Raw genomic sequence first — 25,570 nt, 5'->3', positions numbered from 1 at the left:
ACTTTCCCTGCCGCTGCCTAAAAAGATGCGGACGAACAGGGAGATGGTCATGCGTGTTGCGGTCAGCCTGATGGTGCTCGGTATCGCTCTGGCGGGATGTCACAGCCAGGCGGACCAGTCGAACAGCGGGACCGCTGCGCAGGCCTCCGCCCGGCAGATCGCCTGGCGCGAGGGCGATGTCGATGACGCCTTTGCCGAAGCGAAGGAGGCGAAGAAGCCGGTCCTGCTCTACTGGGGCGCGAAATGGTGCCCGCCCTGCAACCTGATGAAGCAGACCCTGTTCAAGGACCCGGCCTTCATCGCCGAAACCGCCAACTTCATCCCCGTCCACCTCGACGGCGACGCCAAGGACGCGCAGCTGTGGGGCGCGAAGTTCGGCATCCAGGGCTATCCGACCGTCATCATCCTCACGCCGGACCGGCAGGAGGTGACGCGGCTCTCGGGCGGATCGACCTCCGGCCAGCTGGCCGACGTGCTCGAGGTCGCTGCGACACGCACCTCATCGACCGAGGATCTGCTCAAGCGCGCCGACGATCCCAAGAGCCTGTCGGCGGACGACTGGCGCCTGCTCGCCAGCTTCGACTGGTTCGACGATCCCAAGCATTTCGGCGACTATCCCAAGGCGGCGGCGTTCCTCGCCAAGCTGGCCGATGCGGCGCCCGATCCGGCGATGAAGCGCCACTTCACGCTCACCAGCCTGCTGCTCGGTGGCGGTACGGGCGACAAGCCCAAGCTCGATGCCGCCCAGCAGGCGCAGGTGCGTGCCGTGCTGCCGGCGATCCTCGCCGACTATGACGAGGTGAAGGCCAACCGGCAGGAGGTGGGCAGCGCCGCCGGCCTGATTCTCGCGCTGCCCGATCCGGCCGAACGGAAGGCGCTGGGCGACAAGCTGACGGCGGCGCTGGATCGCCTGGCGGCGGACGACAGCATCCCGCTCTACGACCGGTTGGCGACGGCTGAGGCCGAGATCACGCTCTCCAAGGGGCTCAACGGCGGCAAGGTGACGCCCGACGTAATGGCCAAGGTGCGCCAGCGCGTCGCCATGGCGGACAAGGGGGCGACCGACCCGCAGATGCGCCAGGCGGTGATGCCGAGCGCCGGCGACCTGCTCGACGAGGCGGGCGACCGGGCCGGTGCCGAAAAGCTGCTGAGGAGCGAACTGCCCAAGGCGGTGGCGCCGTATTACTTCATGGTCGATCTCGCGGGCCTGAAGGAAGAGACCAAGGATTATCCCGCCGCGATCGGCTGGCTTAAGCAGGCCGCCGAGACCGCGCAGGGGCCGGCGACACGCATCCAGTGGGCGATCTTCTATTCGAACGGCGTGATGCGGATGACGCCCGACGACAAGGCGGCGGTGGAGCAGTCCGCCGGGATGGTGATCGACGCACTGGGCGCCAACAGCAGCGGCTATGCCGAGCGGACGGAGAAGAAGGCCGGCGACTGGGCGAAGAAGCTCCGCGAGTGGAGCGGCAAGCATGGCGGTGGCGATGTGCTGGCGCGGCTCGACGCGAAGATGGGGCAGGCCTGCGCCAAGGGCGGATGCAAGGATGTGCTGAAGGGATGAGCGTCGCGCCCAAGCTGCGCGTGGCGAGGCCGAGCGACGATTTGGACGCGCTGTTGCGCTTCTATCGGGAGGGGCTGGGGCTGGACCTGCTCTATCGCTTCGAAGATCATGACGGGGTCGATGGCATGATGCTCGGGAGTCCCGGGGCGCCCTATCATTTCGAGTTTACGCGGGCGCGAACTCATGCCGTGGGCCGCGCGCCGACACAGGATCATCTGCTGATCTTCTACCTGCCCCATCCGGCAGAATGGCAGGCGGCCGTGGATCGGATGCGGGCTGCAGGCTTCGATCCGGCGCCGCCCTTCAATCCCTATTGGGATCGTGATGGACTGACGTTCGAGGATCCCGACGGTTACCGGGTCGTCCTGCAGAAGGCGGCATGGAACGCCTGACAGGCGTCAAGCCGCCTGCCGCAGCTCCAGCCGGTCCCAGATCTCGACCAGCGCGCCGACCAGCTCTACCATCATCTCTTCGGAGTGGCTCGGGCCGGGCGTGAAGCGCAGGCGCTCGGTGCCGCGCGGCACGGTCGGGTAGTTGATGGGCTGCACGTACACGCCATATTCGGCGAGCAGGATGTCGCTGATCCGCTTGGCCTTCACCGGATCGCCGACCAGCAGCGGCACGATATGCGTCACCGACGGCATCACCGGCAGCCCGGCATCCGCCATCAGGCGCTTGAGCGTCGCGGCGGCGGCCTGCTGGCCCTCGCGCTCGGCGGACGATTCCTTCAGGTGCCGCACGCTCGCCAGCACGCCCGCGACCAGCACCGGCGACAGCGACGTGGTGAAGATAAAGCCCGGCGCGTAGCTGCGGATCACGTCGATGATCTGGCTGTCGGCGGCGATATAGCCGCCCATCACGCCGAACGCCTTGCCCAGCGTCCCCTCGATCACGGTGAGGCGGTGCGCCACGCCATCGCGCTCCGAAATGCCGCCGCCGCGCGCGCCGTACATGCCGACCGCGTGCACCTCGTCCAGATAGGTCAACGCGTTATACTTGTCGGCGAGATCGCAGATCTCGGCGATCGGCGCGATGTCGCCGTCCATCGAATAGACGCTCTCGAAGGCGATCAGCTTGGGGAGTTCCGGGTCCTCGGCGGCCAGCAGCTCCTCGAGATGGACGAGGTCGTTGTGGCGGAAGACGCGCTTCTCGCAGCCCGAATTGCGGATGCCCGCGATCATCGACGCGTGGTTGAGCTCGTCCGAAAAGATGATGCAGCCCGGCAGCACCTTGGCGAGCGTGGAGAGCGTCGCCTCGTTCGAGACATAGCCCGAGGTGAAGAGCAGGGCGCCTTCCTTGCCGTGCAGGTCGGCGAGCTCATGCTCCAGATCGACGTGATAGTGGGTGTTGCCGCCGATGTTGCGCGTGCCGCCGGCGCCCGCGCCGACATCGTGCAGCGCCTCCTCCATGGCGGCGATCACCTTGGGGTGCTGGCCCATCGAGAGATAGTCGTTCGAGCACCAGACCGTGATCGGCTTCGGCCCGTTATGGCCATGGAAGCAGCGCGCGTTGGGGAACATGCCCTTGTTGCGCAGGATGTCGATGAAGACCCGGTAGCGCCCCTCGGCGTGGAGTCGGTCGATCGCCTGGGCGAAAACACGGCTGTAATCCAAAGTGGCCACCTCAATCCCGCGTCCGGTCTTGGCCGGCTCGATAGCCGGTCATGCCCGAAATTTCCAGCCAGACCTAGGGAGGAAATGCGATGGGACAAATCGTCCCACTCGCTCAGAGGCGCTCGATCCGGGACAGGCCGCGTGCCGCCAATGCGATGTGGAGCGGTGTGGCGTCGATGTCGGAGGTGAACACCGCGATGCCTTCGGGCGCGACGTCCGGCCACGGCTGGCCTTCCGTGAGATGGGCCACGCGGCGGGCGATTCCCTCGGCACCATCCACGAAGGTAACGGGATGCGGGCTGGCGGCGGCAAGCTGATCGGCGACCAGCGGGAAGTGGGTGCAGGCGAGCGCCACAATATCCACCGTGTCGCCGCCGGGAAGGCCGAACAGGCCATCCATGACTCTTTTGTAATCCGCCGGATCGCCCGGGTCGCCGCGCAACGCCGCCTCGGCCAGCTCGACCAACCGCGCAGAACCGTGGCGCAACACGATGCAATCGCTGGCGAATTCGGCGGCGAGGCGATCGACATAGGGCTGGCGGACGGTCGCGTCGGTGCCGAGCACGCCGATCGCGCGGGTCTTGCTGGCGAGCGCGGCCGGCTTGATCGCAGGGACGGTGCCGACGATCGGCAGGTCCAGCGCCGAGCGGACAACCGCCAACGCGATGGTCGACGCGGTGTTGCAGGCGATCACGATCAGGCGCGGGCGGTAGCGCTCCACCAGTCGCCCGAGCAGGGCCGGCACGCGCGCGGCGATCTCGGTCTCGCTCTTGGTGCCGTAGGGGAAACCGCCCGAATCCGCGACGTAGACGATCGGCGCGGTCGGCAGCCGGCGCTGGATCGCATCCAGAACGGAGAGGCCGCCGACACCGGAATCGAAGACGAGCAGGGGGCGGGATGCGTCCATGGGAGGCGGGGTGTAGGCGGGGGCGATGGGCGCTGTCTACCGCCCCACGTAGCAACTCCGTGCTCCGGCGAAGGCCGGAGCGTTGTGGGGCTGGCGCTGCGTCCGCCGCCAGGGCTCCGGCCTCCGCCGGAGCACGAATGGGCTCGGGCCGCTCACCCACCTAAATCCAGATTGTTGCGCTGGCGGCACCAGTGCTTATGCTTGGGGGCCATCACGGAGAGGTCGCGTCCTTGATTGCTACGAACTGGCTGGTGCTGGGCGCTGCCGCCCTGATCGGCTACCTGCTGGGATCGATCCCGTTCGGCCTGCTGGTCACGCGCGCGGGCGGGGCGCAGGATCCGCGCACGCTCGGTTCCGGCAATATCGGCGCCACCAACGTGCTGCGCACCGGCCGCAAGGAACTGGCGATCCTCACCCTGCTGCTCGATGCCGCCAAGGGCGCGGTGGCGGTGGTTCTGGTGGGGCATGTCTGGCCCGATCCGAGCCCGCCGTCGCTGGCGGCGATCGTCGCGGGCGCTTTCGCGTTCCTGGGGCACGTCTATCCGGTCTGGCTGCGGTTCAAGGGCGGCAAGGGGGTGGCGACCTTCCTCGGCATCGCGCTGGCTTTGTCCTGGCCGTGCGGGCTGACCTTCGCGTTGGTGTGGCTGGCGGCCTTCGCGATCACCCGGCACAGCTCGGTCGGCGGCATGACGGCGGCGATCGCGACTCCGGTGGCGGCGGCGATCATCAACCGGTCCGACCTGACGCTCACGTTCCTGCTGCTGGCGCTGGTGGTGCTGTGGAAGCACCGCGCCAATGTCGAGCGGCTGCTCGACGGCACCGAACCGCGCTTCGGCAGCAAGGGCTAGACCCATGCACGGGGGGATCGACGAAGCGGGCGGCGCAGGCGGCGGCTCGCGCGTCGATCGCGAGGATCGCATCGCCCGGCTGAGGCTGATGCGGACGCCGACCGTCGGCCCCGTGACCTATGCGCAATTGCTCGCCCGTTTCGGCACGGCCGCGGCGGCGCTGGAGGCGATTCCCGATCTGGCGCGGCGGGGCGGTGGCAAGCCGCCGTCCGTGCCGCCGCGCGGCGCGATCGAGCGCGAGGTCGAGGCGGTGGAGAAGGCCGGCGCGCGCTATCTGTTCCTCGGCCTGCCCGGCTATCCGGCGATGCTGGCGACGATCCCGACTGCTCCGCCGGCGCTGATCGTGCGGGGCAAAAGAGCGCTGCTCGATCGGCCGGTGCTGGGGATGGTCGGCGCGCGCAACGCCTCCGCCTCGGCCTGCCGTTTCGCGCGGGGCATCGCGGCGGAACTGGGCGAGCGCGGCATCACCGTCGCGTCGGGCCTCGCACGCGGCATCGATACGGCGGCGCACCAGGGATCGATCGAGGCCGGCACCGTCGCGGTGATCGCGGGCGGCATCGACGTCGCCTATCCGCCCGAAAATGCCGATCTGCAGGAGCGGATCGCCAATGAAGGTCTGCTGATCGCCGAGCAGCCGCCCGGCATCGAGCCCCGCGCGCGCCACTTTCCCTATCGCAACCGGATCATCGCCGGCCTCGCCCAGGCGGTGCTGGTGGTGGAGGCGGCGCCCAAGTCCGGATCGCTGATCACCGCGCGCTATGCCGGCGAATATGGGCGCGAGGTGCTGGCGGTGCCGGGCTCCCCGCTCGATCCGCGAGCACAGGGCTGCAACCTGCTGATCCGCGAGGGCGCCACCCTGATCCAGACCGCCGAAGACGTGCTGGAGATGCTCCGCCCGATCGACCCGCGTATGGTGAGCGAGCCGACCCATTCCTATGAGGCACCGGTTCAAGGCGATGCGGAGGAGGGGGATCGTCGCGCCGTCATCGAATTGCTTGGCCCGGTGCCGACGCCGGTCGACGAGATCGTCCGGCAATCCGGTTGCCCGCCCGCGATCGTGCAGACCGTGCTGCTGGAACTGGAACTTGCCGGCAGGCTGGAACGTCACGCCGGTGGTCAGGTAAGCCTCGCCTGACCCGAGTCGACAAGGCAGTATCCATGGGCCCGTGGGGTGCACTCATCTTCGCGATCTTCGCCACCGCCTTCTTCATGGCCGGGCTTGCGCCCACCGTGGGGCAGGCAAGCCCGATCCTGCTGCTCGGCCTCGTGCTGGCGGCGCCGATCGTGATCCGTGCAATCCAGCGCGTGGTGCGGCCCGATCCGCCCGGCGGCATCCAGACGGGTCGTGTGATCATGTGGTCGACCATGGCGGAGGCGGTGGGGATCCTGCTGATCGTGAACATCTTCCACGCCGCGCACATGGACGACGTGATCCTGCCAGGAATCGCGGCGGTGGTGTCGCTGCACTTCATCCCGATCGGTCTCGCCGCCAATCTGCGCCGCTTCCAGGCGCTCACCGCAGCGATGATGGCCTGCGCCGTCGCCGGCTTCGCGATCCGGGGCGCGACGGGCACGATGGTGACCGGTCTCGGTGCTGCGCTGACGCTGTGGATCGGCGGCATCTTCGCATTGCAGAGGCCGACCTACGGATGATCCCGCCCCGCCTGCTGCCGATCCTGCTGCTGATCGGCTCCAACATGTTCATGACGGCGGCCTGGTACGGCCACCTGAAGTTCAAGGACAAGCCGCTCTGGCTGGTGATCGTCGTCAGCTGGTGCATCGCTTTCGCCGAATATTGCCTGGCGGTGCCGGCCAACCGCTACGGATCGAACGTCTATTCGGCCGCCCAGCTGAAGGGCATGCAGGAGGTGATCACGCTGACCATCTTCTGCGGCTTCTCGGTGTGGGTGCTGGGGCAGAAGATCACGGTGAACCAACTGATCGGCTTCGGACTGATCGCGGCGGGCGCATTTTTCCTTTTTCGCGACGGCGCGTCACGCGCTTGACGAACGGGGCAGGCGGTTCCCACTCTCGTACGCGTACACGTAAGGATATCCCCGACATCATGAAGCTCGTCGTCGTCGAATCCCCCGCCAAGGCCAAGACCATCGAGAAATATCTCGGCCCGGGCTACAAGGTGCTCGCCTCCTACGGCCACGTCCGGGACCTGCCCGCCAAGGACGGTTCGGTGAACCCCGACGAGGGCTTCGCCATGGAGTGGGAGAATTATGCGGACAAGGCGCGCCAGCTCAAGGCGATCGCCGACGAGGCCAAGGGCGCCGACGCGTTGATCCTCGCCACCGACCCCGATCGCGAGGGCGAGGCGATCTCGTGGCACGTGCAGGAGGTGCTGGCCAAGCGCCGCGCGCTGCCCAAGGACACCCAGCGCGTCACCTTCAACGCGATCACCAAGCCGGCCGTGCTGAAGGCGATGGCCGAGCCCCGCGCGCTCGACGAGGATCTGATCGACGCCTACCGGGCGCGCCGCGCGCTCGATTATCTGGTGGGCTTCACCCTATCGCCGGTACTGTGGCGCAAGCTGCCCGGCGCCAAGTCGGCGGGGCGCGTGCAGTCGGTGGCGCTGCGCCTCGTCGTCGATCGCGAGCGCGAGATCGAGGCGTTCCGCGCGCAGGAATATTGGTCGGTCACCGCCGACATGGAACAGGATTCTGTCCCGTTCCTCGCACGGCTTGTGAAGTGGAAGGGGCAGAAGATCGATCGCCTCACCATCGGCCAGGAGGGCGACGCGCTCGCCGCCAAGGCCGATGTCGAGGCGGCGCGGCTGACGGTGGTGTCGGTCGAGACCAAGCCGCTCACCCGCAACCCGCCGCCGCCTTTCACGACCTCGACGCTCCAGCAGGAGGCGGCGCGCAAGCTGGGCTTCTCGGCCAGCCACACGATGCGGGTGGCGCAGAATCTCTACGAGGACGGCCTGATCACCTACATGCGGACCGACGGCGTGCAGATGGACGAAAGCGCCATTTCCGCCGCCCGCAAGGCGATCGCCGAGCGCTATGACGGCGGCTACGTCCCCGACAAGCCGCGCATCTACCAGACCAAGGCGAAGAACGCGCAGGAGGCTCACGAGGCGATCAGGCCGACCGATTTCGGCCGCGAGCGCGCTGGGTCGGGCGATCATGCCCGCCTCTACGAACTGGTCTTCAAGCGTGCGACCGCCAGCCAGATGGCGTCGGCCCGATTGGAGCGCACCACCGTCGATCTGGCGGACGGCACCGGCCAGCTCGGGCTGCGCGCGACCGGGCAGGTGGTGCTCTTCCCCGGCTATCTCGCGCTTTACGAGGAAGGCCGCGATGATGAGGGCGACGAGGATTCGCGCCGCTTGCCGCGCCTCAAGGACGGCGACTCGCCGGCGGTGAAGGCGGTGAAGGCCGAGCAGCATTTCACCCAGCCGCCGCCGCGTTACTCGGAAGCGTCGCTGGTCAAGAAGATGGAGGAGCTGGGGATCGGGCGGCCTTCGACCTATGCCTCGATTCTTCAGACGATTAAGGACCGTTCCTACGTTCGTATCGAGAAGAATCGCTTCCATGCCGAGGAGAGCGGGCGGCTGGTGACGGCGTTCCTCGAACGCTTCTTCGAGAAGTACGTCAGCTTCGATTTCACCGCAGAGCTGGAGGAGGAGCTGGACGACATTTCCGGCGGTCGCGCCCAGTGGCAGGCGGTGCTGGAAGCCTTCTGGAAGGACTTCAAGCCCAAGACCGCCGAAGTGATGGAGCAGAAGCCCTCCGAGGTGACGGCGGAGCTCGACAAGTTTCTCGCGCCTTTCCTGTTCCCCGAGAAGGCGGATGGCAGCGATCCGCGCCTCTGCCCCAATTGCGGGCAGGGGCAGCTTGCTCTTCGGGGCGGCCGGTTCGGCGCGTTCATCGCCTGCTCCAACTATCCCGAGTGCAAATATACCCGCCGTTTCGCGCAGGCGGGCGCGGCCAACGATGGCGCCGATACCGGGCCGGAGACGCTCGGCACCGATCCCGAGACGGGGCTGCCGGTCGAGCGCAAGGCGGGGCGGTTCGGGCCGTATATCCAGCTCGGCGAGGGCAAGGAGGCCAAGCGCTCGTCCATCCCCAAGGATGCTGGCGAGCTGACGCTGGAGCTGGCGCTCAAGCTGCTGTCGCTGCCGCGCACGATCGGCCCGCACCCGGAGACGGGCAAGGATATTACCGCATCGATAGGGCGTTACGGACCGTATCTCGCGCATGATGGCAAGTATGCGCGGCTGCAGTCGACGACGGACGTGTTCGAGACGGGCATGAACGCGGCGGTGGTGAAGCTTGCCGAGGCGGCGGCCGGCGGTGGTCGGCGGCAGGGCGCAAGCCGGGAACCGATCGCACTGCTTGGCACCAATCCGGACGGTGCCGAGGTGAAGGTGATGGAGGGCCGCTTCGGCCCCTACGTCACCGATGGCACCACCAACGCGACGCTCCCTAAGGCCAAGGATCCCAAAGCGCTGACCCTCGACGAGGCGTTGGTACTGCTGGCGGAGCGTGCGGCGAAGGGACCGGCCAAAGGCAAGAAGCCGGTGAAGAAGGCGGCGGCGCCGAAGAAGGCTGCTCCGAAGAAGCCGGCGGCGAAGAAGAAGGCGTGACGTTCATTTTCCCCTCCCTTCCAGGAGGGGAAGCAACAAGGGGAAGACTCGAATAACTCACCATCCTCGCCGATATGCGGCGATCTTGCGGTCGGTATCCCACTCGCTGAGCGCATAGACTGCCCAGATCGCGCCGGGCAGCCAGCCGATCAGGGTGACCTGCAGGATCAGACACACGATCCCGGCGATCGGCCGGCCGATGGTGAAGAACAGCAGCCAGGGCAGCAGGAGGGCGATGATCAGTCTCATGGGACCTCCTTTATCGGTGCGGGCCCGAGGCGGTATCGTACAGATTCGGGATGAAGGCGAGGGCGGCTCGCCGCCGCGCAGAGCGGCGAGTCGCGTCCAGCCGCACTTACTTCACGCTGATCGCGAGGCCGTCCTTGGCCCAGTCGCTCTGGCTCTTGCAGGTGACGACGGGGACGTTCGAGCCGGTGATCTTCTCGGACAGGCAAAAGTTGCCGCTGCTCTGGTCGAGTGTCATCCGGCTGCCATCTGCAAGCATGGCGGGAGTGGAGTGAGCGAAGGCCGGGGCGGAGGCACCCAGCACCAGCGAGGCGATGGCGAAGCCGAGGGCGGAGTGGCGGGCGGTGGTGGACATGGCAAATTCCTTTCTGGTTCCGTTCGGCAGGCCGTTCGGCCTGCGCACCATGCTTTGCATCGGCCGTGCCAATTCCGCCGAAGCGCCAGATTACGGGTTTTTTCGAAAGCGGGTGGTCAGATACCGTTTTTCGACAACCATAAATTGGCGAAATCGGCCAAGTCTCGGCCTAAAGCGTGGCTAGCCTGTCTTCACCTAGGGTCTGCATCACGCTCACCGGCCCACCGAAGCTGATCCGCGCATCGAGCATGTCGGCCGTCACGCCCATCAGCGCGAGCCCGCTCTGGCATACGATCGCCTCGACCCCCAGCGCCTGCGCTTCCTCGAAAAGCGCGGCCAGCGCCGGCAGGCCGGCCGCCGCATGATCGGGATCGTGCGGCGCGCGCATCGGCAGCGCCAGCGCCGCCACCGCCTCGCCCTGCGCGAACAGTCGTGCCCGGCCGCCCAGAGCCGCGTTCGCCGCCGCCAGCTCCAGCCCGGCGCGGAGGCTGCCCGGACGGGTGACGATCACGGTCAGGCCGCGCATTGGCATTTCGGATTCTTGGGCAGCGCCATCATGTGGAAACGGAAGGCGAGCGCATCGACGAGCAGCAGCTTGCCCGCCGTCTCCTCGCCAAACGGGACGATCTGCCGCACCGCCTCGATCGCGGCGAGACTGCCCAGCACGCCGGTGAGCGCGCCGAGCACCCCCTGATCGGCGCAGCTGACGTCCGGCCGTTCCGGATCGTCGCCGACCAGGCAGCGATAGCAGGGCCGCCCATCCTCCCAGCCGCGATAGACGGCAAGCTGCCCCTCGAACTGGCCGACGGCCGCCGACACGAGCGGCACGCGCGCGGCGGTCGCGGCGTCCGACACGATCAGGCGGGTGGCGAGATTGTCGGTGCCGTCCACCACCACGTCGACGCCGTCGAGCAGCCGTGCCGCGCTGTCTGCATCCAGCCGGCGATCGACCGGCAGGAAGCGTACGTCGGGGTTCATGCGCTGCACCGAGTTCGCGGCGGCGACCACCTTCTTGGCGCCGACGTCGCGCGTGGCGAACAGGGTCTGGCGCTGGAGGTTGGAGAGCGAGACGACGTCGTCGTCCACCACGGTCAGCTTTCCCACCCCGGCAGCAGCGAGATACTGGATCACTGGCGATCCGATCCCGCCGGCCCCCACGACCAGCACATGCGCGCCCAGCAGGCGGGTCTGTCCGCCGCCGCCAATCTCCTTGAGGACGATGTGGCGGGCGTAGCGATCGAGCTGGGAATCGGAGAGGATCATGGTCGATCTGCAAGCATATCCGTTCGCTTCGAGCGCAGGTTCGAGCCCGTCGAGAACCGAAGTCGAGAAAGGATTCTCGACGGACGCTTGTCGACTTCGCTCGAAGCTGCTCGAACCGAACGGAAAAATAGGAATGTCACGGCAGCGAGTGGCGCCCCGTCGAGCCGAAGCCGCCGGCCCCGCGCGTCGTCTCGTCGAGCGTCTCGACCTCGAGGAAGCGCGCCGCCGTCACCTCCGCCGGCACCAGTTGCGCCACCCGCTCGCCGCGCTTCACCTCGAAGGGTTCGACGCCGAGATTGGCGAGGATCACCTTCACCTCGCCGCGATAGTCCGCATCGATCGTGCCTGGCGTGTTGAGGCAGGTGATGCCGTGCTTGAGCGCGAGGCCCGAGCGCGGCCGGACCTGGATCTCGTAGCCCGCCGGGATCGCCACCGCGAAGCCTGTCGCCACCGCATGGCGGTCGCCCGGCCCGAGCACGATGTCCTCGGCCGAGACGATGTCGAGCCCCGCCGCGCCGGTGGTGGCGTAGGTTGGAGCGGGGAGGCCCTCGCCATGCGGCAGGCGCTTCAGCTGGATCTCGATCATCGCGGCTCCGACAGGGCATCGGCGATGCGGGCGGCGAGTTGCTCCGCCACCGCCTGCTTGGGAAGGTTCGGCCAGTCCTCGACGCCGTCGCGGGTGACGAGGTGGATGCTGTTGCTGTCGCCGCCCATCACGTCTCCGGAGACGTCGTTGGCGACGATCCAGTCGCAGCCCTTGGCGGCGAGCTTGGCCCGCGCGTAGGCGACCACGTCATTGGTCTCGGCGGCGAAGCCGATCAGCAGGCGCGGGCGCTTCGCCGAGCGGGCGAGGCCGGCGAGGATATCCGGGTTCTGGACAAGCGCGAGCGCGGGGGGCGTGCCGTCGGGCTGCTTCTTGATCTTCTGCGCGGCGGCATCGACATGCCAGTCGGCGACGGCGGCGACCATGATCGCGGCATCGGCGGGCAGCGCGCGATCGACCGCCGCCTGCATCTCCCGCGCGCTCTCGACATCGACGCGCTTCACGCCCGGCGGAGTGGGAAGGGTGACGGGACCCGCCACCAAAGTCACTTCCGCACCGAGCCTCGCTGCGGCTTCGGCTATCGCGAAACCCTGCTTTCCGGAGGAGCGGTTGGCGATGTAGCGCACCGGGTCGATCGGCTCGTGGGTGGGACCCGCGGTGACGACGATCTTGCGGCCGGTGAGCGGGCCGGAATAGCTGGGGTTGCTGGCGGGCGCAGCCGAAACGCTCAGCAGCCGCGCAGGGATCGGCCGTTGCAGCGCGTCCTCGATCGCCGCGACGATCGCGTCCGGCTCGGGCAGGCGGCCGGGGCCGAACTCGCCGCAGGCCATCATGCCCTCGTCGGGCTCCATCACGGTCACGTCGTCGGCGCGCAACTGGGCGACGTTGCGCTGGGTGGCGGGGTGCAGCCACATCCGCACGTTCATGGCGGGCGCGCACAGCACTGGCTTGTCGGTGGCCAGCAGCAAGGTGGTGGCGAGATCGTCGCAGATCCCCGCCGCCATCCGCGCCATCAGATTGGCGGTGGCCGGGCAGACGACGACGAGATCGGCCTCGCGGCTGAGCTCGATATGCCCCATCTCCACCTCGTCCTTGAGCTCGAAGAGCGAAGTGTGGACCGGTTGCTCGGAGAGCGCGGCGAGGGTGAGGGGCGTGATGAACTGCGCCCCCGCCTCGGTCAGCACGCACCGCACGGTGTGGCCGCGCTTGCGAAGCGTCCGCAGCACCTCGCAGGCCTTGAAGGCCGCGATGCCGCCGCCGACGATCAGGAGGATGCGCTTGGGGGTCACGATCGTCTCTGTGGCGTGGCGGGAGGCGCCTGTCGAGGCCTCAGCGCATCCGCCGCCGCTTGCGCAGCATCAGGATCGACCAGTCGCCGTTGCGGATCGTGTCGGCCGGACGCAGCCCCTCGCGGCGATAGGCGGCGGTGACCGCCTCGGCCTGCGTGTTCAGCAGCCCGGCGAGGATCAGCGTGCCGCCCTGCGCGATGGTCGCGGCGATGGACGGCGCCAGCTCGATCAGCGGCTGGGCCAGGATGTTGGCGATCACCAGATCGAACGGCGCGAGCTCGCGATAGAGCGGGTGGTCGACGCCCTCGGCCACGGCCAGAGCCAGCCGATCCTCGTTGACGCCGTTTGCCTGCGCGTTCTCGGCGGTGACCTCGATCGAGACCGGATCGATGTCGGTCGCCACCGCATGCGCGCGGGGCCACAGCGCCATCGCCGCGAAGGCGAGCAGGCCCGTGCCGGTGCCGACGTCCGCGATCATCCGGTAGCGGGCACCCTGACGCTTCAGCCGATCGAGCATCATCAGGCAGCCGGTGGTCGTGTAATGGTGGCCCGTCCCGAAGGCGCGTCCGGCGTCGATCCGGAACACCGTCGCGTCGGACGGGATCACCGCGCCGTGCGCCGAGGTGTGGACGTAGAAGCGGCCCGCCCGGATCGGCTCCAGACCGGACTGGCTGAGCGTCACCCAGTCCTGTTCCTCGACCTTCTCGACGACGGGCTTGAGCCGCGCCGCGGATGGGACCAGCGCCTGCACCGCCGCGATCACCTCCGGCGTCGGTTTGCCCTCGGTGAAGGCTTCGACCAGCCAGTTCTCCGGACGATCCTCGTCCGGCTCCAGCGTATTGAGCACCGGCGGCTCCTCCATGCCGGGGAAGGGGTCGGTGGCGAAGGCGAGCGCCTCGCCCTCCTCGCGCGTGCAGGGGAGGGTGATCTTCCAGCTTTCAGCGGACATAGGAGGCCCCGTTCACATCGATGATCGATCCGGTGACGGATGCCGGTGCGTCGAGCGCAAGCCAGCGCACCGTCTCGGCCACTTCGGCGGGATCGGCGACGCGGCCGAGCGGGATGTCGGCGAGGAGTTTCTCGCCGCCCCGGCTGGCCAGATACTCCTCCGCCATGCCCGTCATGGTGAAGCCGGGGCAGACCGCGAAGGCGAGGATGTTGTGCCCGGCATAGCCCCGCGCGATCGACTTGGTCATCGCCACCATGCCGGCCTTGGAGGCGGCGTAATGCCAGTGCGCGGGCGAATCGCCGCGATAGGCGGCGCGGCTGGCGACGTTGACGATCCGGCCGCCTCGTTCTCGCCCGGAAAAATGCTGGACGGCCAGCCGGCAGAGCTCCGCCGACGCGGTGAGGTTGATCCGCATCGTCCGCTCCCAGGCGGCGAGCCAGTCGGCGTCCGGCAGGTCGATTGGCGCGGCCTCGAAGATACCGGCATTGTTGATCAGCACGTCGATGCGGCCGTCGAGCCGGTCCAGTGCCTCGGCCCATAGCGCGTGCGCGGCACCGGGCTCGTCGAGATCGGCGGGGACGGTGTCGGCGGCGCCCGGCCGGCTGGCATGGCCGATCAGGCGGACGTCGGGACGATCGAGTCGCGCGGCGATGGCGGCGCCGATGCCCCGGCTGGTGCCGGTCGCGAGGATGTGGGTGCGGGTCATGACGCGCGGGTTAGGCGCTTACCGCCCCTCACCGCAAGGTGCCGCTACTCCGCCACGATCTCCGCCGCCGGCGGGTGCAGCCGCAGCCGCGTGACGCGCCGCTGGTCGCCGTCGGTCACCTCCAGCGTCCAGCCACTTTCGTGCTCCAGCATGTCGCCGATCTGCGGGATGCGCTCGGCGATCGAGGCGGCGAGGCCGCCCAGCGTATCGATCGGCTCGTCCGTCTCGGCGAGGCGCGGGTCGACCGTCTCGCCGACATCCTCCAGCTCGGCGCGCGCGTCGGCGTCCCAGGCGCCGTCGTCCAGCGGCACGAGCAGCAGGGTGGGCGCCTCGTCATGCTCGTCCTCGATGTCGCCGACGATCTCCTCGACCAGATCCTCGATGGTGACGAGGCCCTCGGTGCCCGAATATTCGTCCACCACGATGGCGAGGTGGGTCTGCGTCGCGCGCATCTCGGCGAGCAGCTCGATCACGCCCATCGCCTCGGGCACGTAGCGCGGCTGGCGGATCAGCGCTGTGATGCTGGCAGGCTTGGGGGCGACGCCGGCGAGGATCGCGAACACATCCTTGACGTGGATCATGCCGGTGACGGTGTCGAGCGTCTCGCGATAGACGGGCAGGCGCGAATGACCGGCTTCGGCGAAGAGCTGGACCAATTCCTCGAAGGTCGCATCCTCCTCCACGGCGATGATGTCGCCGCGCGGAACGGCCACGTCGCGCACCGTGCGCTCGCCGAAATCGAGCAGGTTGCGGAGCATGATGCGCTCCACCGGCGACAGGTCGAGCGCGTTGGGCGCATCGCCCTCATGCTCCTCGATCGCTTCCTCGATCTGGTCGCGGAGCGTCGGTTCGGAGCCTTCGCCGAAGATCAGCTGGCGCAGGCCGGACCACAAATTCCCGCCGCTTCCGGCGGGGCTTCTACTGGAATCGTCGGGCATGACGGTGTGGAGGAACCCCTGTTTGTTGCGACCGCGATTCTAGCGGGTGGGGAGGGGGCGAGTCGAGGTGCTATTCGTCGTCGACGAGATACGGATCGGCGATGCCCAGGCTCGCGAGCGCCTCGCGCTCGGCGGCTTCCATTTCCTCGGCATCCTGATCGGTCATGTGGTCGTAGCCGAGCAGATGGTAGGTGCCGTGGACGACGAGGTGCGTGGCGTGCGCCTCGACGGTCACGCCCTTCTCCTCCGCCTCGCGCGCGCAGACGCCGTGGGCCAGCACGATGTCGCCGAGCAGCACCTCGCCGTCATCGCTATTCTGGTCGATCGTCTCGAGCAGATCCTCCTGCACCATCGGGAAGGAGAGGACGTTGGTCGGCTTGTCCTTCTGCCGATAGTCGCGGTTGAGCGCGTGCACCTCGTCATCAGAGGTGAACTTCACCGACACCTCGATTTGCGTCGGCTCGGTCAGGAAGCGCTTGTCCGGCGAATGGAGGATCGCCGCGCGCACCGCCTTGTCCGCGATCGCCTGCCAGCGATCGGATTCGGGCCAGCCCTCGGCATCGGTTTCAACGAGAAGCATGGATTGACCTGATCCCAATCACAAATGAATCTTGAGCCGCGCTTGGGCGACGGTCTCATACGTCCCGAGACGCAGCTTATCGCCACCTTCGTTTACGCGATAAAGATAGCCGTCGTCCTGCATTCCGATCTTCAATCGCCCGCGAAGAATGACAGGATTATAGATCATGCCCGTGAGCCAGGTCGCAGCTTCATCAGCCGCCGCGATTCCATAAACGGTCAGTCCTTCGGGATCGGCGAGTTCGAAGGGCGCGAGCGTAATCCGATGGCGGCCGTTGGGTACAGACTCGTCCTCCACGTTGTGAATAAACAACGTGGCCTCAAGCATCCGGCCCCTCATAAGCCTCGACGATCTTGCCGACCAGCGGGTGGCGCACGACGTCGCCCGCGCCGAAGCGGATCATCGCGATGCCCCGGATATCCTCCAGCTTCGCCACCGCGTCCGCGAGGCCCGATTTGCCGATATCGGGCAAGTCGACCTGTCGGGGATCGCCGCACACCACCATGCGGCTGTTCTGGCCGAAGCGGGTGAGGAACATCTTCATCTGCGCGGGCGTGGTGTTCTGCGCCTCGTCGAGGATGATGAAGGCGTCGCTCAAGGTGCGGCCGCGCATGAAGGCGATCGGCGCGATCTCGATCTCGCCCGACGCGATGCGGCGTTCCACCTGCTCGGCCGGCAGCATGTCGTAGAGCGCGTCGTAGAGCGGGCGGAGATAGGGATCGACCTTCTCCTTCATGTCGCCGGGCAGGAAGCCGAGCCGCTCGCCGGCCTCGACCGCCGGGCGCGACAGGATCAGGCGATCGACCTGCCCCTGCATCAGCATCTGCACCGCCTGCGCCACCGCGACATAGGTCTTGCCGGTGCCCGCCGGCCCGAGCGCGAAGACGATCTCGTCGCGCGCCAAGGCCTCCATGTAGCGGATCTGGGTGGCCGATCGGGGGACGATCGTCTTCTTGCGGGTGCGGATCATCACCGCCGGCGGCTGGCTGACGTCCTGCCGGATGATGCCGTCCAGCACCGGCTCGTTCGACATGGCGATCACCGCCTCCACGGCGCCGGCATCAATCTCCTGCCCCTGCGCGATGCGGTTGTAGAGGCCGGTGAGCACGTCGCGTGCGCGGCCGATCGAGTCGGCGAAACCCTCGATCACCAGCTTGTTGCCGCGCGCCGAGATATAGACGCCGAGCCGGCTCTCGATCGCGATGAGGTTCTGGTCGAACTCTCCGAAGAGGCGGCCCAGCAGCTGGGGCTTGTCGAACACCACTTCGATGCGGGCCTTGTCTCCGGCCTGCGCGGGTACGGGCTTGCGGCTCATCCGGTCCTTTCGAGTTCGAGTCTCTGGAGAGGATGGTGAGCCGGGCGTGTGACAATTGCTAGAGGCTTCGAGACGGGGCGTGCGGTGCCCCGCACACGATGCACGGAAGCAACACTGTCACTCATCCAGCCTCTGTACCTGCTCAATGCAGCCCCACCAGCCCAGCCCGCGATAGGTCTCGTATCCCGGCGTGCGGGCGAAGGCGACGATGCGGTCGGCGGTGCGGTAATAGCCGCGCCCGCGCTCCTCGTGGCGCAGGCCGTAGGTCTCGGTGAGCATGCCGTTGCTGTCCGACGAGGCCAGCACGAGATTCTTGGAGGACAGCAGCATCACGCGGGAGGATTCGCGCTCCTCGCCGGTCAGGCCGATGCCCTCGACGATCGCCTGAGCCTGCGGTGCCCAGTCGAAGAAGATGCCGAGCGCGCCGAGCCTCTCGCCGTCGCGGGCACCACCGGCGCGGATCGCCGTCGAGTAACTCGCCACCGCCGCGCTCCCGAGCATCGGACTGCGCTGGATGTCGCAAACTGCGAAGTCGTCGCCGCTGGTCGTCGCCATGCCCTTCTGAAACCATTCGGTACCGGACACGTCCGCGCCGACCGCGCTCGAATAGATGTCCGGCCGCCCCGTGGTAACAATACGGCCTTTGCGATCTGCCACCCAGAGATCGAGATAGACGGTGTAGGAGCGCAGGATCGTCGCCAGTCGCTCGCTGGCGAAGCGGAGCGACCGGCCGTCGCCATTGGCCAGCGCGTCCACCACTGCGCTGTCCGTCGCCCACCATCGCACGTCGCAGGAGCGTTCGTAGAGGTTGCGGTCGATGATCTCGACCGCCGATCGGGCGAGATCGGCGAAGCGCTCGCCGCGCAGCTCGAACTGGATCTGCGAGCCGGCGCTTTGCAGTTTCTCGATATTGTTGGCGACTGCCTCGCGCAGATCGCCGCTGATCGCGCGGATGTCTCCGGCGAGCGATCCCATTTCCTGCGCCACCACCGCGAAGGCGGCGCCTGCCGTGCCGGCCCGCGCCGCCTCCAGCCGGGCGTTGAGCGCTAGCACGCCGGTGCGGCGCATCACATCGTCGATCAGCGCGACCTTCTCCTCGGTGACGCGCGACACTTCGTAGGCGAGCTTGAGAACTGCGTCGGCCATGGATCCCCCCGAACCATGTCCTCTCCTTGGGGCCGGTTCGCCCCGAAACGGCTACGATATGGCCACGCTATCCGCGCATGGTTGAAGGGAGGTTAACCACGATGACGGGCTGGTTTCAATGGGCGGGCAGCGACCGGCCATCGACGTTGTAGCGCACGATCACCGGCTTCTGGCAGCCATCGATCGAGTGGATCACGGTGAGATATTCGTTGGCGGGCGGCAGCTGGTCGAGCCGCTGGAACCCGCCCGGCTCGGGTTGGCCGGTGGCGTAGTCGACGCCATGGTTCATGCAGCCCTTGCCGGGTCCGGCTTTGTCGGCAGGCGGCGCGGCGGCGATGAGCAGGGGGGCGAGAAGCAACATGCTGCGCATAACTGACTCCATGGGCTTGAGATCTCGCATGATGGTACGCTTCTGCGACCGTCGAGTCACGACGTGCGGTGCCGGCGCGGGATGGTCCGGCGGGGAGTGGATACGATGCGCAGGGCTGGTCTGATGTTGCTTGTGGCCCTGAGCGGTGCGGCCCACGCGGCCGAACCGATCAGCAAGACCGAGATCCGCGCGGACACGGACCAGCAGGCGAAGCGGCGGGTCATGGCGCAGCTTTCCGATCTCCTGATTCCGAGCCCGTTTCGGGGGCGCCCCGGATATCCGCCCAAGAGGCCGCTTTCCGATCTGTGGTTCTACACCCGCCCGCGCGGCACCGCAACGAGAGGCGTCTGCGTCAGCGATACGGTCGTGATCCGCTTTCGGCCGGCGGAGGATGGGCCATGCGATGCCGACACGCCCGTCGCCGCAAGCGCGGTCGAATCGACCAGCCACTATCGCCTGCGGGGAGCAGTCGATCCCGCGAGCCTCGACAAGCTCGACGCTGCCGGTCAGGTCCAGGCCGACCGGGATTGCGCGGCCATCGATCCCCGCAAGACCGACTTCATCGGTGCGCCCGACGAAGACACGCTCGTGGAGGGCCTTTGGCTGCTGCGTCAGGGACAGGCCACGCCGCCAGCGGCGATGACCTGCGAAGGGTACAAGCAGCCCTGCGCGGCGGTGATGGCCGCGATCGACCCCGCGAAAATCGAGTCGGTGGACGCGTGCCCCGCGGCGGATGGTTCGCGATGCTTCGAAGTGGAGGATGGCGACACGTCGGCCACGCTTCGCGCGGACGGTGTCGGCCATCTGTTATCCATCAAGCTCGGCCAGGAAATCGTCATCGCCGACTGGCGAGCCGATTAGGCGGCGGCGCGCACCTGCTCCACCGCGCCGAGGCTGTTTGGCCCGGCGGCAGTGATGTCGACCTCCACCATCGTCCCGATCGGCGCATCGGTCTGGAGGTGGACCGATTGCAGCCAGGGCGACTTGCCGAGCATCTGGCCGGGCAGCTTGCCCTTGCGCTCGATCAGAACGCGGGTGCGCGCGCCGACGGTGGCGCGGTTGAAGGCGTGTTGCTGCGCGTTGAGCAGGGCCTGCAGGCGCTGGAGCCGCTCGTCCATCACCTCGGGTGCGATCTGGCCGTCCATCGTCGCGGCGGGGGTGCCGGGGCGGGGGCTGTATTTGAAGCTGAATGCCTGCGCGTGGCCGATCCGGTCGACGAGATCGAGCGTCTCGCGGAACTCGGCCTCCGTCTCGCCGGGGAAACCGACGATGAAGTCGCCGGAAAGCGCGATATCCGGCCGTGAGGCGCGGACGCGATCGATGATGCGCAGGTAGGAATCGCGCGTGTGGCTGCGGTTCATCGCTTTCAGGATGCGGTCCGATCCGGCCTGAACCGGCAGGTGCAGGAAGGGCATCAGCTTCGCCACGTCGCGGTGCGCGTCGATCAGGCCCTGCGTCATGTCGTTGGGGTGGCTGGTGGTGTAGCGGATGCGCTCCAGCCCGGGCAGCCGGTCGAGCGCGCGGATCAGGCCGTCGAGGCCCTTCGCGGCGCCGGTGTCGTCCTCGCCGGACCAGGCGTTGACGTTCTGGCCGAGCAGGGTGATCTCGCGCGCACCGGCACCGACCAGCGCTTTCGCCTCGTCGACGATCTCGCCCCAAGGCCGCGAGATTTCGGCGCCGCGGGTATAGGGCACGACGCAGTAGGTGCAGAACTTGTCGCAGCCCTCCTGCACGGTGAGAAAGGCGGTGGGGCCGACCTTGCGGCGGGCGGGCAGCGCGCCGAACTTGGCGATCGCGGGCATGTCCGTATCGAGCGCCGAGCGGCCGGCGGCGGCGTCCGCCACCAGTTCGGGCAGGCGGTGATAGGCCTGCGGGCCGACGACGATGTCGACGGCCTTCGCCCGGTTCGGGATCTCCGCGCCCTCGGCCTGCGCGACGCAGCCGGCGACGGCGATCAGCGGCTTGTCGCGGCCGTCTTCACGGGCATCCTTCACGATGCGGCCGATGTCCGAATAGACCTTCTCGGCCGCCTTCTCGCGGATGTGGCAGGTGTTGAGCACGACGAGGTCGGCGCCTTCGCCCTCGCTCGCCGCCGACATGCCCTGCGCGGCGAGCAATTCGGCCATGCGCTCGCCGTCATAGACGTTCATCTGGCAACCGAAGGACTTGACCGCGAAGGTCTTCGGGACGGGGCGCGTTTGGGACATGGCGCGCGCCTATACAGCGAGCGGGGCGGACTCGCCAAGCGCTGCGCACAATTCCGCGCGGGCCGCACTGGAGAGCAGCTTGCGATCCGGCATGCCGGCCGGATCGATCGGCACCAGGCAGCGGAGTACGGCCGTCCGGCGCCCCGGCATCGAGAGCAGTCGCATCGCCTCCGTCGCCGTATCATTCTCGTCGGGCCAGGCGATGGCGCGGGCATGGGCACCGTAGTCCAGCGCGATCGGCTGGAGCATCACGCCGGGCAGCGGTGGCAGCAGCGCCTCCAGCAGCGAGGCGCGAAATGGGCCGACGCACCCGCCGAGCCCGGTGCCGCCTTCGGGGAAGAGCGTGACGGGCATGTGCTCGGCCAGCGCCTCGCGCAGTCGCCCGGCCTGCTCGTGCACCCTGCCGCGCTCGGCACGCATGACGAAGACGGTATCGTTGAGGCCAGCCAGCCAGCCGATCACCGGCCAGTCCTGCACCTCGCCCTTGGCGACGAAACGGCTGCCGGTGGCGCCGGCGATGACGAGGATGTCGAGCCAGCTCAGATGATTGGCGACGTACAGCACGTCAGCCGCCAGCGGCTGGCCCACCACGCGCACGTCGATGCCGCACGCCCACGCGACACGGCCGAGAAAGAGGCGCGGCCAAGGCGAATGCCGCCGGAAAAGCCGCCACAGCCCATGCAGCGGCAGATGGACGGCCAGCAGCGCCACGATCAGCGCCAGCCGGCCCCACGCGCGCATCGTGCGTCGTCAGTCCTTGCGGCTCAGCGGCACGCCGTAGAGCTCCATCCGGTGATCGACCAGGCGGAAGCCCAGCTTCTCCGCGATGCGCTTCTGGAGCAGCTCCAGCTCCTCGTCGACGAACTCGATCACCTTGCCGCTCTCGACGTCGATCAGGTGGTCGTGGTGGGTCTCGGGCGAGGCCTCGTAGCGCGAGCGCCCGTCGCCGAAATCATGCCGCTCGAGGATGCCGGCCTCCTCGAACAGCCGCACCGTGCGATAGACGGTGGCGATCGAGATACCCGCGTCGATCGCCGACGAGCGGCGATGGACTTCCTCGACATCGGGGTGATCCTCCGCCTCGGACAGCACGCGCGCGATTACGCGCCGCTGCTCGGTGATACGGAGGCCCTTCTCGGCGCACAGCGCCTCAAGATCGATCTTGCGCATGGGCCTTCATGTAGGCGGTGATGCGCGGGACGGGAAGCGCGAACCGCTCGCACTTCCCGCGAAAATGCGCCTTACTTGCCGCGGCGCTTGCGCGTGCCGAGGCCGATCTTCTTGGCGAGGCTGCGGCGCTGCTCGGCATAGTTCGGCGCGACCATCGGATAGTCGGCCGGCAGGTTCCACTTGGCGCGATACTGTTCCGGGGTCAGGTTGTAATGGGTCATCAGATGCCGCTTGAGCATCTTCAGCTTCTTCCCGTCCTCGAGGCAGACGATATAATCGGGCTTGATCGACGCGCGCACGGAAACGGCGGGCTCCTGCTTCACCTCGGGCTCCGGAGCCGTGGTGCCGAGCTGCGTGAGGGCGCTGTGGACGTTCTGGATCAGCCCGGAGACATCGTTCACCGCAACGCTGTTGTTGCTCACATGCGCCGAAACGATGTCCGCGGTCAGGGTGATCAGCGTTTCGGTCATGTCGACCACGTCGGTCATGCTAAGGTACCTCGTACAATAGGGACGCTACACACTGGTCCCTGGGGGGAGAACTGGGCTTGCTGTGTCGCATGATTGCCGGAAGTGCAAGCTCTTCTTCGTTAACTCTGTAGGATTACGGGGTCTATAATCGGCAAGCCAATGTGATGGCATCGAAAGACGATCCGTCTCGTCCCCGATAATAGCGCTTTCGACGGCCGATTTCCGCGAAACCGGCGGCTTCATAGAGATAAGCGGCGGGATTGCCCTCCCGCATTTCGAGATGGAGTCGCGCCGCGCCGCGAAAGCGTGCTTCCTCCGCCACGGCGGCGAGCAGCGCGCGGCCGATGCCGAAGCGTCGTTGGGCGGGCTGCACGGCGAGCAGCAGCAGTTCGGCCTCGTCCAGCACGACACGGGAGAGGGCGAAGCCGGCGGCACGACCGTCCTGTCGCGCGAGCAGCAGCCACACCCCGTTCAGGCCCAGGATGCCGGAGCACTGGCTGCGCGTCCATGCCTCGCCGAAGGCGGGATCGAAAGCGATTTGCATGGTCGCCATCACCTCGTCGAGATCGGTGACGCCGCCCTCGATCAGATCGGTGGCCGGGCTGTGCAGCGTGCTCATGCGGCCTTCGGCTTCGCGTCGGGTGGGCGGCCATAGAGCGGACGGGGCTGCAGGGTGGCGAAGGCGGGCGGCAGTAGTGAAGCCGAGGCGGCATTGGGCAGGGCATCGATCGCCGTGCCGGTTCCGCGCGCTTCCACCAGCGCGCTCGCACCCGATCCGGCAACCACGTCTTCGGAAGCGAAACGTGCGGCCTCGCTGGGCGGTAGCGAGACCAGATCGCTGGTCATGGCGAACGGATGGGTGGCGAAGCGCTGTACGAACAGCTCACCATGGCCGCCGTTCAGCGCCACGGCGCATGCTTCCAGACCCGGATCGGATGCGAAGCATGCGGCGGCGACCAGTGCCATGGACGAGCAGCCACGCACCGGCACGCCCCAGCCCATGCCCATGCCGATCGCGGCGGCGAGCCCGACGCGCACGCCGGTGAAGCTCCCCGGCCCGCAATCGACCAGGATCGCGTCCGGCACCACGCCGCCGGCATCGCGCAGCAGCGCCTCGACCATCGGCACCAGCCGCTCGGCATGGCCGCGTCCCACCGTTTCGGACACGGCAAGGGGCACCCCGTCGCCTTCGATCAGGGCGGCGGAGCAGGCGGCGGTGGCAGTGTCGATCGCCAGGATCATCCCGTCAGAGGATGCTGTTGGCGTCCTCGAAGTCAAGCCGGGGCAGCCGATCGAAGACGGTCGAGGGATCGCCGAAGCCCAGGGTGCAGATGAAGTTGGACTTGACCGGTGTGCCCGCGAAGAACGCCGCGTCGACCTTGGCGTTGTCGAAGCCGGACATCGGGCCGGTGTCGAAGCCCAGCGCACGGGCAGCGACGATCAGATAGGCACCCTGCAGCGTGCTGTTGCGGAAGGCGCCGCTTTCGATCAGCGCGTCGTTGCCGACGAACCAGGGCCGTGCATCGACGTGCGGAAAGAGTTGCGGCAGCTTCTCGTAGAATTCCATGTCCATGCCGATGATCGCGGTGACGGGCGCCTTGCGGATCTTGTCGGCATTGGTGGAGGAGGTGAGGACGGCCAGTTTCTCCTTGGCCTCCGGCGTCGTCACCCAGACGATGCGCGCCGGCGACATGTTGGCCGAGGTCGGGCCCCATTTCATCAGGTCCCAGATCGCGCGCAGGTCGCCCTCGGTGACGGGCGCATCGGTATAGCCGTTGTACGTGCGCGCGCCGCGGAAGATCAGGTCGAGGCCGGCGTCGTCGAGCGTCTTGGTCATGGGACCCCCTTGCGGAATGTCAGATGGCTCGGACTTCGGCCACTTCCGGCACATAGTGCTTCAGAAGCTGCTCGATGCCCTGCTTGAGCGTCGCGGTGGAGGAGGGGCAGCCCGAGCAGGCGCCATGCATCGCCAGGAAGACCGTGCCCTTCTGGAAGCCGCGATAGACGATGTCACCGCCGTCCTTGGCCACGGCCGGGCGAACGCGGGTGTCGATCAGGTCCCTGATCTGGTCGACGATGTCGGCATCCTCGGGGTCGGAGGGCAGTTCCTCGTCGCCGGCCACGTCGATACCGTTATTGGGGAGGTCGCGGAACAGTGGCGCACCGCCGGCGAAGTGATCGAGCAGCACGCCGAGCACTTGCGGCTTGGCATCGCGCCAGTCACTGCCGGCACCGACCGTCACCGAGACGAAATCCCGGCCGAAGAACACGCCCTCGACATCGCCCAGCGTGAACAGCGCCTCGGCGAGCGGAGAGGTTTCGGCCTCCTCCGGATCGGCGAAATCGCGGGTGCCAGCTTCCATCACCGGACGACCGGGGAGGAACTTGAGCGTCGACGGGTTGGGCGTCGTTTCAGTCTCGATCAGCATGGCGCCCACTTGGGGCGTCGGGCTGGCGGGCGCAAGCCTCGAAAAGCTGTTCGTCCCGATA

At 67.8% G+C, this 25,570-nt stretch carries 32 protein-coding genes; 8 read left to right on the top strand and 24 right to left on the bottom strand.

Features of this window, described 5'->3' with window-relative positions:
* Positions 1-49: 49 nt before the first annotated feature.
* On the top strand, positions 50-1,564 hold the full coding sequence (locus HZF05_RS13400; protein ID WP_220129841.1) for a thioredoxin family protein: 1,515 nt from the start codon (positions 50-52) through the stop codon (positions 1,562-1,564).
* Complete coding sequence (locus HZF05_RS13395; RefSeq protein ID WP_160362730.1) at positions 1,561-1,956, top strand: VOC family protein; 396 nt, start codon at positions 1,561-1,563, stop codon at positions 1,954-1,956. The genes HZF05_RS13400 and HZF05_RS13395 overlap by 4 nt, the downstream gene beginning before the upstream one ends.
* A gap of 6 nt (positions 1,957-1,962) precedes the next feature.
* Here HZF05_RS13395 and hemA read toward each other — a convergent pair whose 3' ends face one another.
* Together hemA and murI are read right to left on the bottom strand one after the other, a co-directional pair.
* A complete protein-coding gene (gene hemA, locus HZF05_RS13390) occupies positions 1,963-3,177 on the bottom strand; it encodes a 5-aminolevulinate synthase (RefSeq protein ID WP_160362753.1) in 1,215 nt (404 codons plus the stop codon).
* Positions 3,178-3,289: 112 nt separating this feature from the next.
* Entirely contained in the window at positions 3,290-4,084 is a 795-nt protein-coding gene (gene murI / locus HZF05_RS13385; RefSeq protein WP_160362729.1) for a glutamate racemase, read from the bottom strand.
* A 230-nt stretch (positions 4,085-4,314) separates the two neighbouring features.
* Here murI and plsY point away from each other — a divergent pair, with 230 nt between their 5' ends.
* The 5 genes from plsY to topA are packed head-to-tail and all read left to right on the top strand — an operon-like array spanning position 4,315 to position 9,532.
* Positions 4,315-4,932, top strand: coding sequence for a glycerol-3-phosphate 1-O-acyltransferase PlsY (gene plsY, locus HZF05_RS13380; RefSeq protein ID WP_181638871.1), 618 nt, complete (start codon positions 4,315-4,317; stop codon positions 4,930-4,932).
* 4 nt (positions 4,933-4,936) lie between these two features.
* Entirely contained in the window at positions 4,937-6,067 is a 1,131-nt protein-coding gene (gene dprA, locus HZF05_RS13375) for a DNA-processing protein DprA (protein WP_160362728.1), read from the top strand.
* 23 nt (positions 6,068-6,090) lie between these two features.
* Positions 6,091-6,585 (top strand): hypothetical protein, encoded by a 495-nt coding sequence (locus HZF05_RS13370; RefSeq protein WP_160362727.1) that lies wholly within the window; start codon positions 6,091-6,093, stop codon positions 6,583-6,585.
* The gene (locus HZF05_RS13365) at positions 6,582-6,938 is read left to right on the top strand and encodes a DMT family protein (RefSeq protein WP_160362726.1); all 357 of its coding nucleotides are present in this window, start codon (positions 6,582-6,584) and stop codon (positions 6,936-6,938) included. Before HZF05_RS13370 ends, HZF05_RS13365 begins: the two co-directional genes overlap by 4 nt.
* A 59-nt stretch (positions 6,939-6,997) precedes the next feature.
* The gene (topA, locus tag HZF05_RS13360; RefSeq protein WP_160362725.1) at positions 6,998-9,532 is read left to right on the top strand and encodes a type I DNA topoisomerase; all 2,535 of its coding nucleotides are present in this window, start codon (positions 6,998-7,000) and stop codon (positions 9,530-9,532) included.
* Between the two features lie 57 nt (positions 9,533-9,589).
* Here topA and HZF05_RS13355 read toward each other — a convergent pair whose 3' ends face one another.
* The 14 genes from HZF05_RS13355 to HZF05_RS13290 all read right to left on the bottom strand — a co-directional run bounded on the left by HZF05_RS13355 (position 9,590) and on the right by HZF05_RS13290 (position 19,233).
* Positions 9,590-9,781, bottom strand: a complete 192-nt coding sequence (locus HZF05_RS13355; RefSeq protein WP_160362724.1) for a YqaE/Pmp3 family membrane protein — start codon at positions 9,779-9,781, stop codon at positions 9,590-9,592.
* 106 nt (positions 9,782-9,887) lie between these two features.
* On the bottom strand, positions 9,888-10,133 hold the full coding sequence (locus HZF05_RS13350; RefSeq protein ID WP_160362723.1) for a hypothetical protein: 246 nt from the start codon (positions 10,131-10,133) through the stop codon (positions 9,888-9,890).
* 169 nt (positions 10,134-10,302) lie between these two features.
* Positions 10,303-10,665 (bottom strand): DsrE family protein, encoded by a 363-nt coding sequence (locus HZF05_RS13345; protein WP_425505622.1) that lies wholly within the window; start codon positions 10,663-10,665, stop codon positions 10,303-10,305.
* Positions 10,647-11,396, bottom strand: coding sequence for a HesA/MoeB/ThiF family protein (locus HZF05_RS13340; RefSeq protein ID WP_160362721.1), 750 nt, complete (start codon positions 11,394-11,396; stop codon positions 10,647-10,649). The genes HZF05_RS13345 and HZF05_RS13340 overlap by 19 nt, the downstream gene beginning before the upstream one ends.
* Positions 11,397-11,532: 136 nt before the next feature.
* Complete coding sequence (gene dut, locus HZF05_RS13335) at positions 11,533-11,982, bottom strand: dUTP diphosphatase (RefSeq protein WP_160362720.1); 450 nt, start codon at positions 11,980-11,982, stop codon at positions 11,533-11,535.
* A complete protein-coding gene (gene coaBC / locus HZF05_RS13330) occupies positions 11,979-13,229 on the bottom strand; it encodes a bifunctional phosphopantothenoylcysteine decarboxylase/phosphopantothenate--cysteine ligase CoaBC (RefSeq protein ID WP_181638870.1) in 1,251 nt (416 codons plus the stop codon). The genes dut and coaBC overlap by 4 nt, the downstream gene beginning before the upstream one ends.
* Before the next feature lie 40 nt (positions 13,230-13,269).
* Entirely contained in the window at positions 13,270-14,178 is a 909-nt protein-coding gene (locus HZF05_RS13325) for a 50S ribosomal protein L11 methyltransferase (protein WP_160362719.1), read from the bottom strand.
* The gene (locus tag HZF05_RS13320; RefSeq protein ID WP_160362718.1) at positions 14,168-14,884 is read right to left on the bottom strand and encodes an SDR family NAD(P)-dependent oxidoreductase; all 717 of its coding nucleotides are present in this window, start codon (positions 14,882-14,884) and stop codon (positions 14,168-14,170) included. Before HZF05_RS13320 ends, HZF05_RS13325 begins: the two co-directional genes overlap by 11 nt.
* A 44-nt stretch (positions 14,885-14,928) precedes the next feature.
* A complete protein-coding gene (locus HZF05_RS13315) occupies positions 14,929-15,822 on the bottom strand; it encodes a hemolysin family protein (RefSeq protein WP_160362717.1) in 894 nt (297 codons plus the stop codon).
* A 70-nt stretch (positions 15,823-15,892) separates the two neighbouring features.
* A complete protein-coding gene (ybeY, locus tag HZF05_RS13310) occupies positions 15,893-16,402 on the bottom strand; it encodes an rRNA maturation RNase YbeY (protein WP_160362716.1) in 510 nt (169 codons plus the stop codon).
* Positions 16,403-16,420: 18 nt separating this feature from the next.
* A complete protein-coding gene (locus tag HZF05_RS13305; protein WP_160362715.1) occupies positions 16,421-16,729 on the bottom strand; it encodes a hypothetical protein in 309 nt (102 codons plus the stop codon).
* Positions 16,722-17,717 carry a PhoH family protein gene (locus tag HZF05_RS13300; protein WP_160362714.1) on the bottom strand — a complete coding sequence of 332 codons (996 nt, stop codon included), beginning with the start codon at positions 17,715-17,717 and terminating at the stop codon, positions 16,722-16,724. Before HZF05_RS13300 ends, HZF05_RS13305 begins: the two co-directional genes overlap by 8 nt.
* 117 nt (positions 17,718-17,834) lie before the next feature.
* Positions 17,835-18,863 (bottom strand): methyl-accepting chemotaxis protein, encoded by a 1,029-nt coding sequence (locus HZF05_RS13295; protein ID WP_160362713.1) that lies wholly within the window; start codon positions 18,861-18,863, stop codon positions 17,835-17,837.
* A 115-nt stretch (positions 18,864-18,978) separates the two neighbouring features.
* Complete coding sequence (locus tag HZF05_RS13290) at positions 18,979-19,233, bottom strand: hypothetical protein (RefSeq protein ID WP_160362712.1); 255 nt, start codon at positions 19,231-19,233, stop codon at positions 18,979-18,981.
* A gap of 123 nt (positions 19,234-19,356) precedes the next feature.
* Here HZF05_RS13290 and HZF05_RS13285 point away from each other — a divergent pair, with 123 nt between their 5' ends.
* The gene (locus HZF05_RS13285; RefSeq protein ID WP_181638869.1) at positions 19,357-20,094 is read left to right on the top strand and encodes a hypothetical protein; all 738 of its coding nucleotides are present in this window, start codon (positions 19,357-19,359) and stop codon (positions 20,092-20,094) included.
* Here HZF05_RS13285 and miaB read toward each other — a convergent pair.
* The 8 genes from miaB to HZF05_RS13245 all read right to left on the bottom strand — a co-directional run bounded on the left by miaB (position 20,091) and on the right by HZF05_RS13245 (position 25,509).
* Entirely contained in the window at positions 20,091-21,440 is a 1,350-nt protein-coding gene (gene miaB / locus HZF05_RS13280) for a tRNA (N6-isopentenyl adenosine(37)-C2)-methylthiotransferase MiaB (RefSeq protein ID WP_160362710.1), read from the bottom strand. The genes HZF05_RS13285 and miaB overlap by 4 nt on opposite strands.
* A gap of 9 nt (positions 21,441-21,449) precedes the next feature.
* Positions 21,450-22,181, bottom strand: coding sequence for a lysophospholipid acyltransferase family protein (locus HZF05_RS13275; protein WP_160362709.1), 732 nt, complete (start codon positions 22,179-22,181; stop codon positions 21,450-21,452).
* A gap of 9 nt (positions 22,182-22,190) precedes the next feature.
* The gene (locus HZF05_RS13270; protein WP_160362708.1) at positions 22,191-22,610 is read right to left on the bottom strand and encodes a Fur family transcriptional regulator; all 420 of its coding nucleotides are present in this window, start codon (positions 22,608-22,610) and stop codon (positions 22,191-22,193) included.
* 71 nt (positions 22,611-22,681) lie between these two features.
* Entirely contained in the window at positions 22,682-23,098 is a 417-nt protein-coding gene (locus HZF05_RS13265) for a Ros/MucR family transcriptional regulator (protein WP_160362707.1), read from the bottom strand.
* 124 nt (positions 23,099-23,222) lie between these two features.
* The gene (gene rimI, locus HZF05_RS13260; protein WP_160362706.1) at positions 23,223-23,699 is read right to left on the bottom strand and encodes a ribosomal protein S18-alanine N-acetyltransferase; all 477 of its coding nucleotides are present in this window, start codon (positions 23,697-23,699) and stop codon (positions 23,223-23,225) included.
* A complete protein-coding gene (tsaB, locus tag HZF05_RS13255; protein ID WP_160362705.1) occupies positions 23,696-24,322 on the bottom strand; it encodes a tRNA (adenosine(37)-N6)-threonylcarbamoyltransferase complex dimerization subunit type 1 TsaB in 627 nt (208 codons plus the stop codon). Before tsaB ends, rimI begins: the two co-directional genes overlap by 4 nt.
* Positions 24,323-24,326: 4 nt before the next feature.
* Positions 24,327-24,917 (bottom strand): malonic semialdehyde reductase, encoded by a 591-nt coding sequence (locus HZF05_RS13250; protein WP_160362704.1) that lies wholly within the window; start codon positions 24,915-24,917, stop codon positions 24,327-24,329.
* 19 nt (positions 24,918-24,936) lie between these two features.
* The gene (locus HZF05_RS13245) at positions 24,937-25,509 is read right to left on the bottom strand and encodes a NifU family protein (protein WP_160362703.1); all 573 of its coding nucleotides are present in this window, start codon (positions 25,507-25,509) and stop codon (positions 24,937-24,939) included.
* Between the last annotated feature and the right edge of the window lie 61 nt (positions 25,510-25,570).

The organism is Sphingomonas chungangi (assembly GCF_013778325.1).
GTDB classification, from domain to species: Bacteria; Pseudomonadota; Alphaproteobacteria; order Sphingomonadales; family Sphingomonadaceae; genus Solisphingomonas; species Solisphingomonas chungangi.
This window is presented reverse-complemented; position numbering and strand designations above follow the sequence as displayed.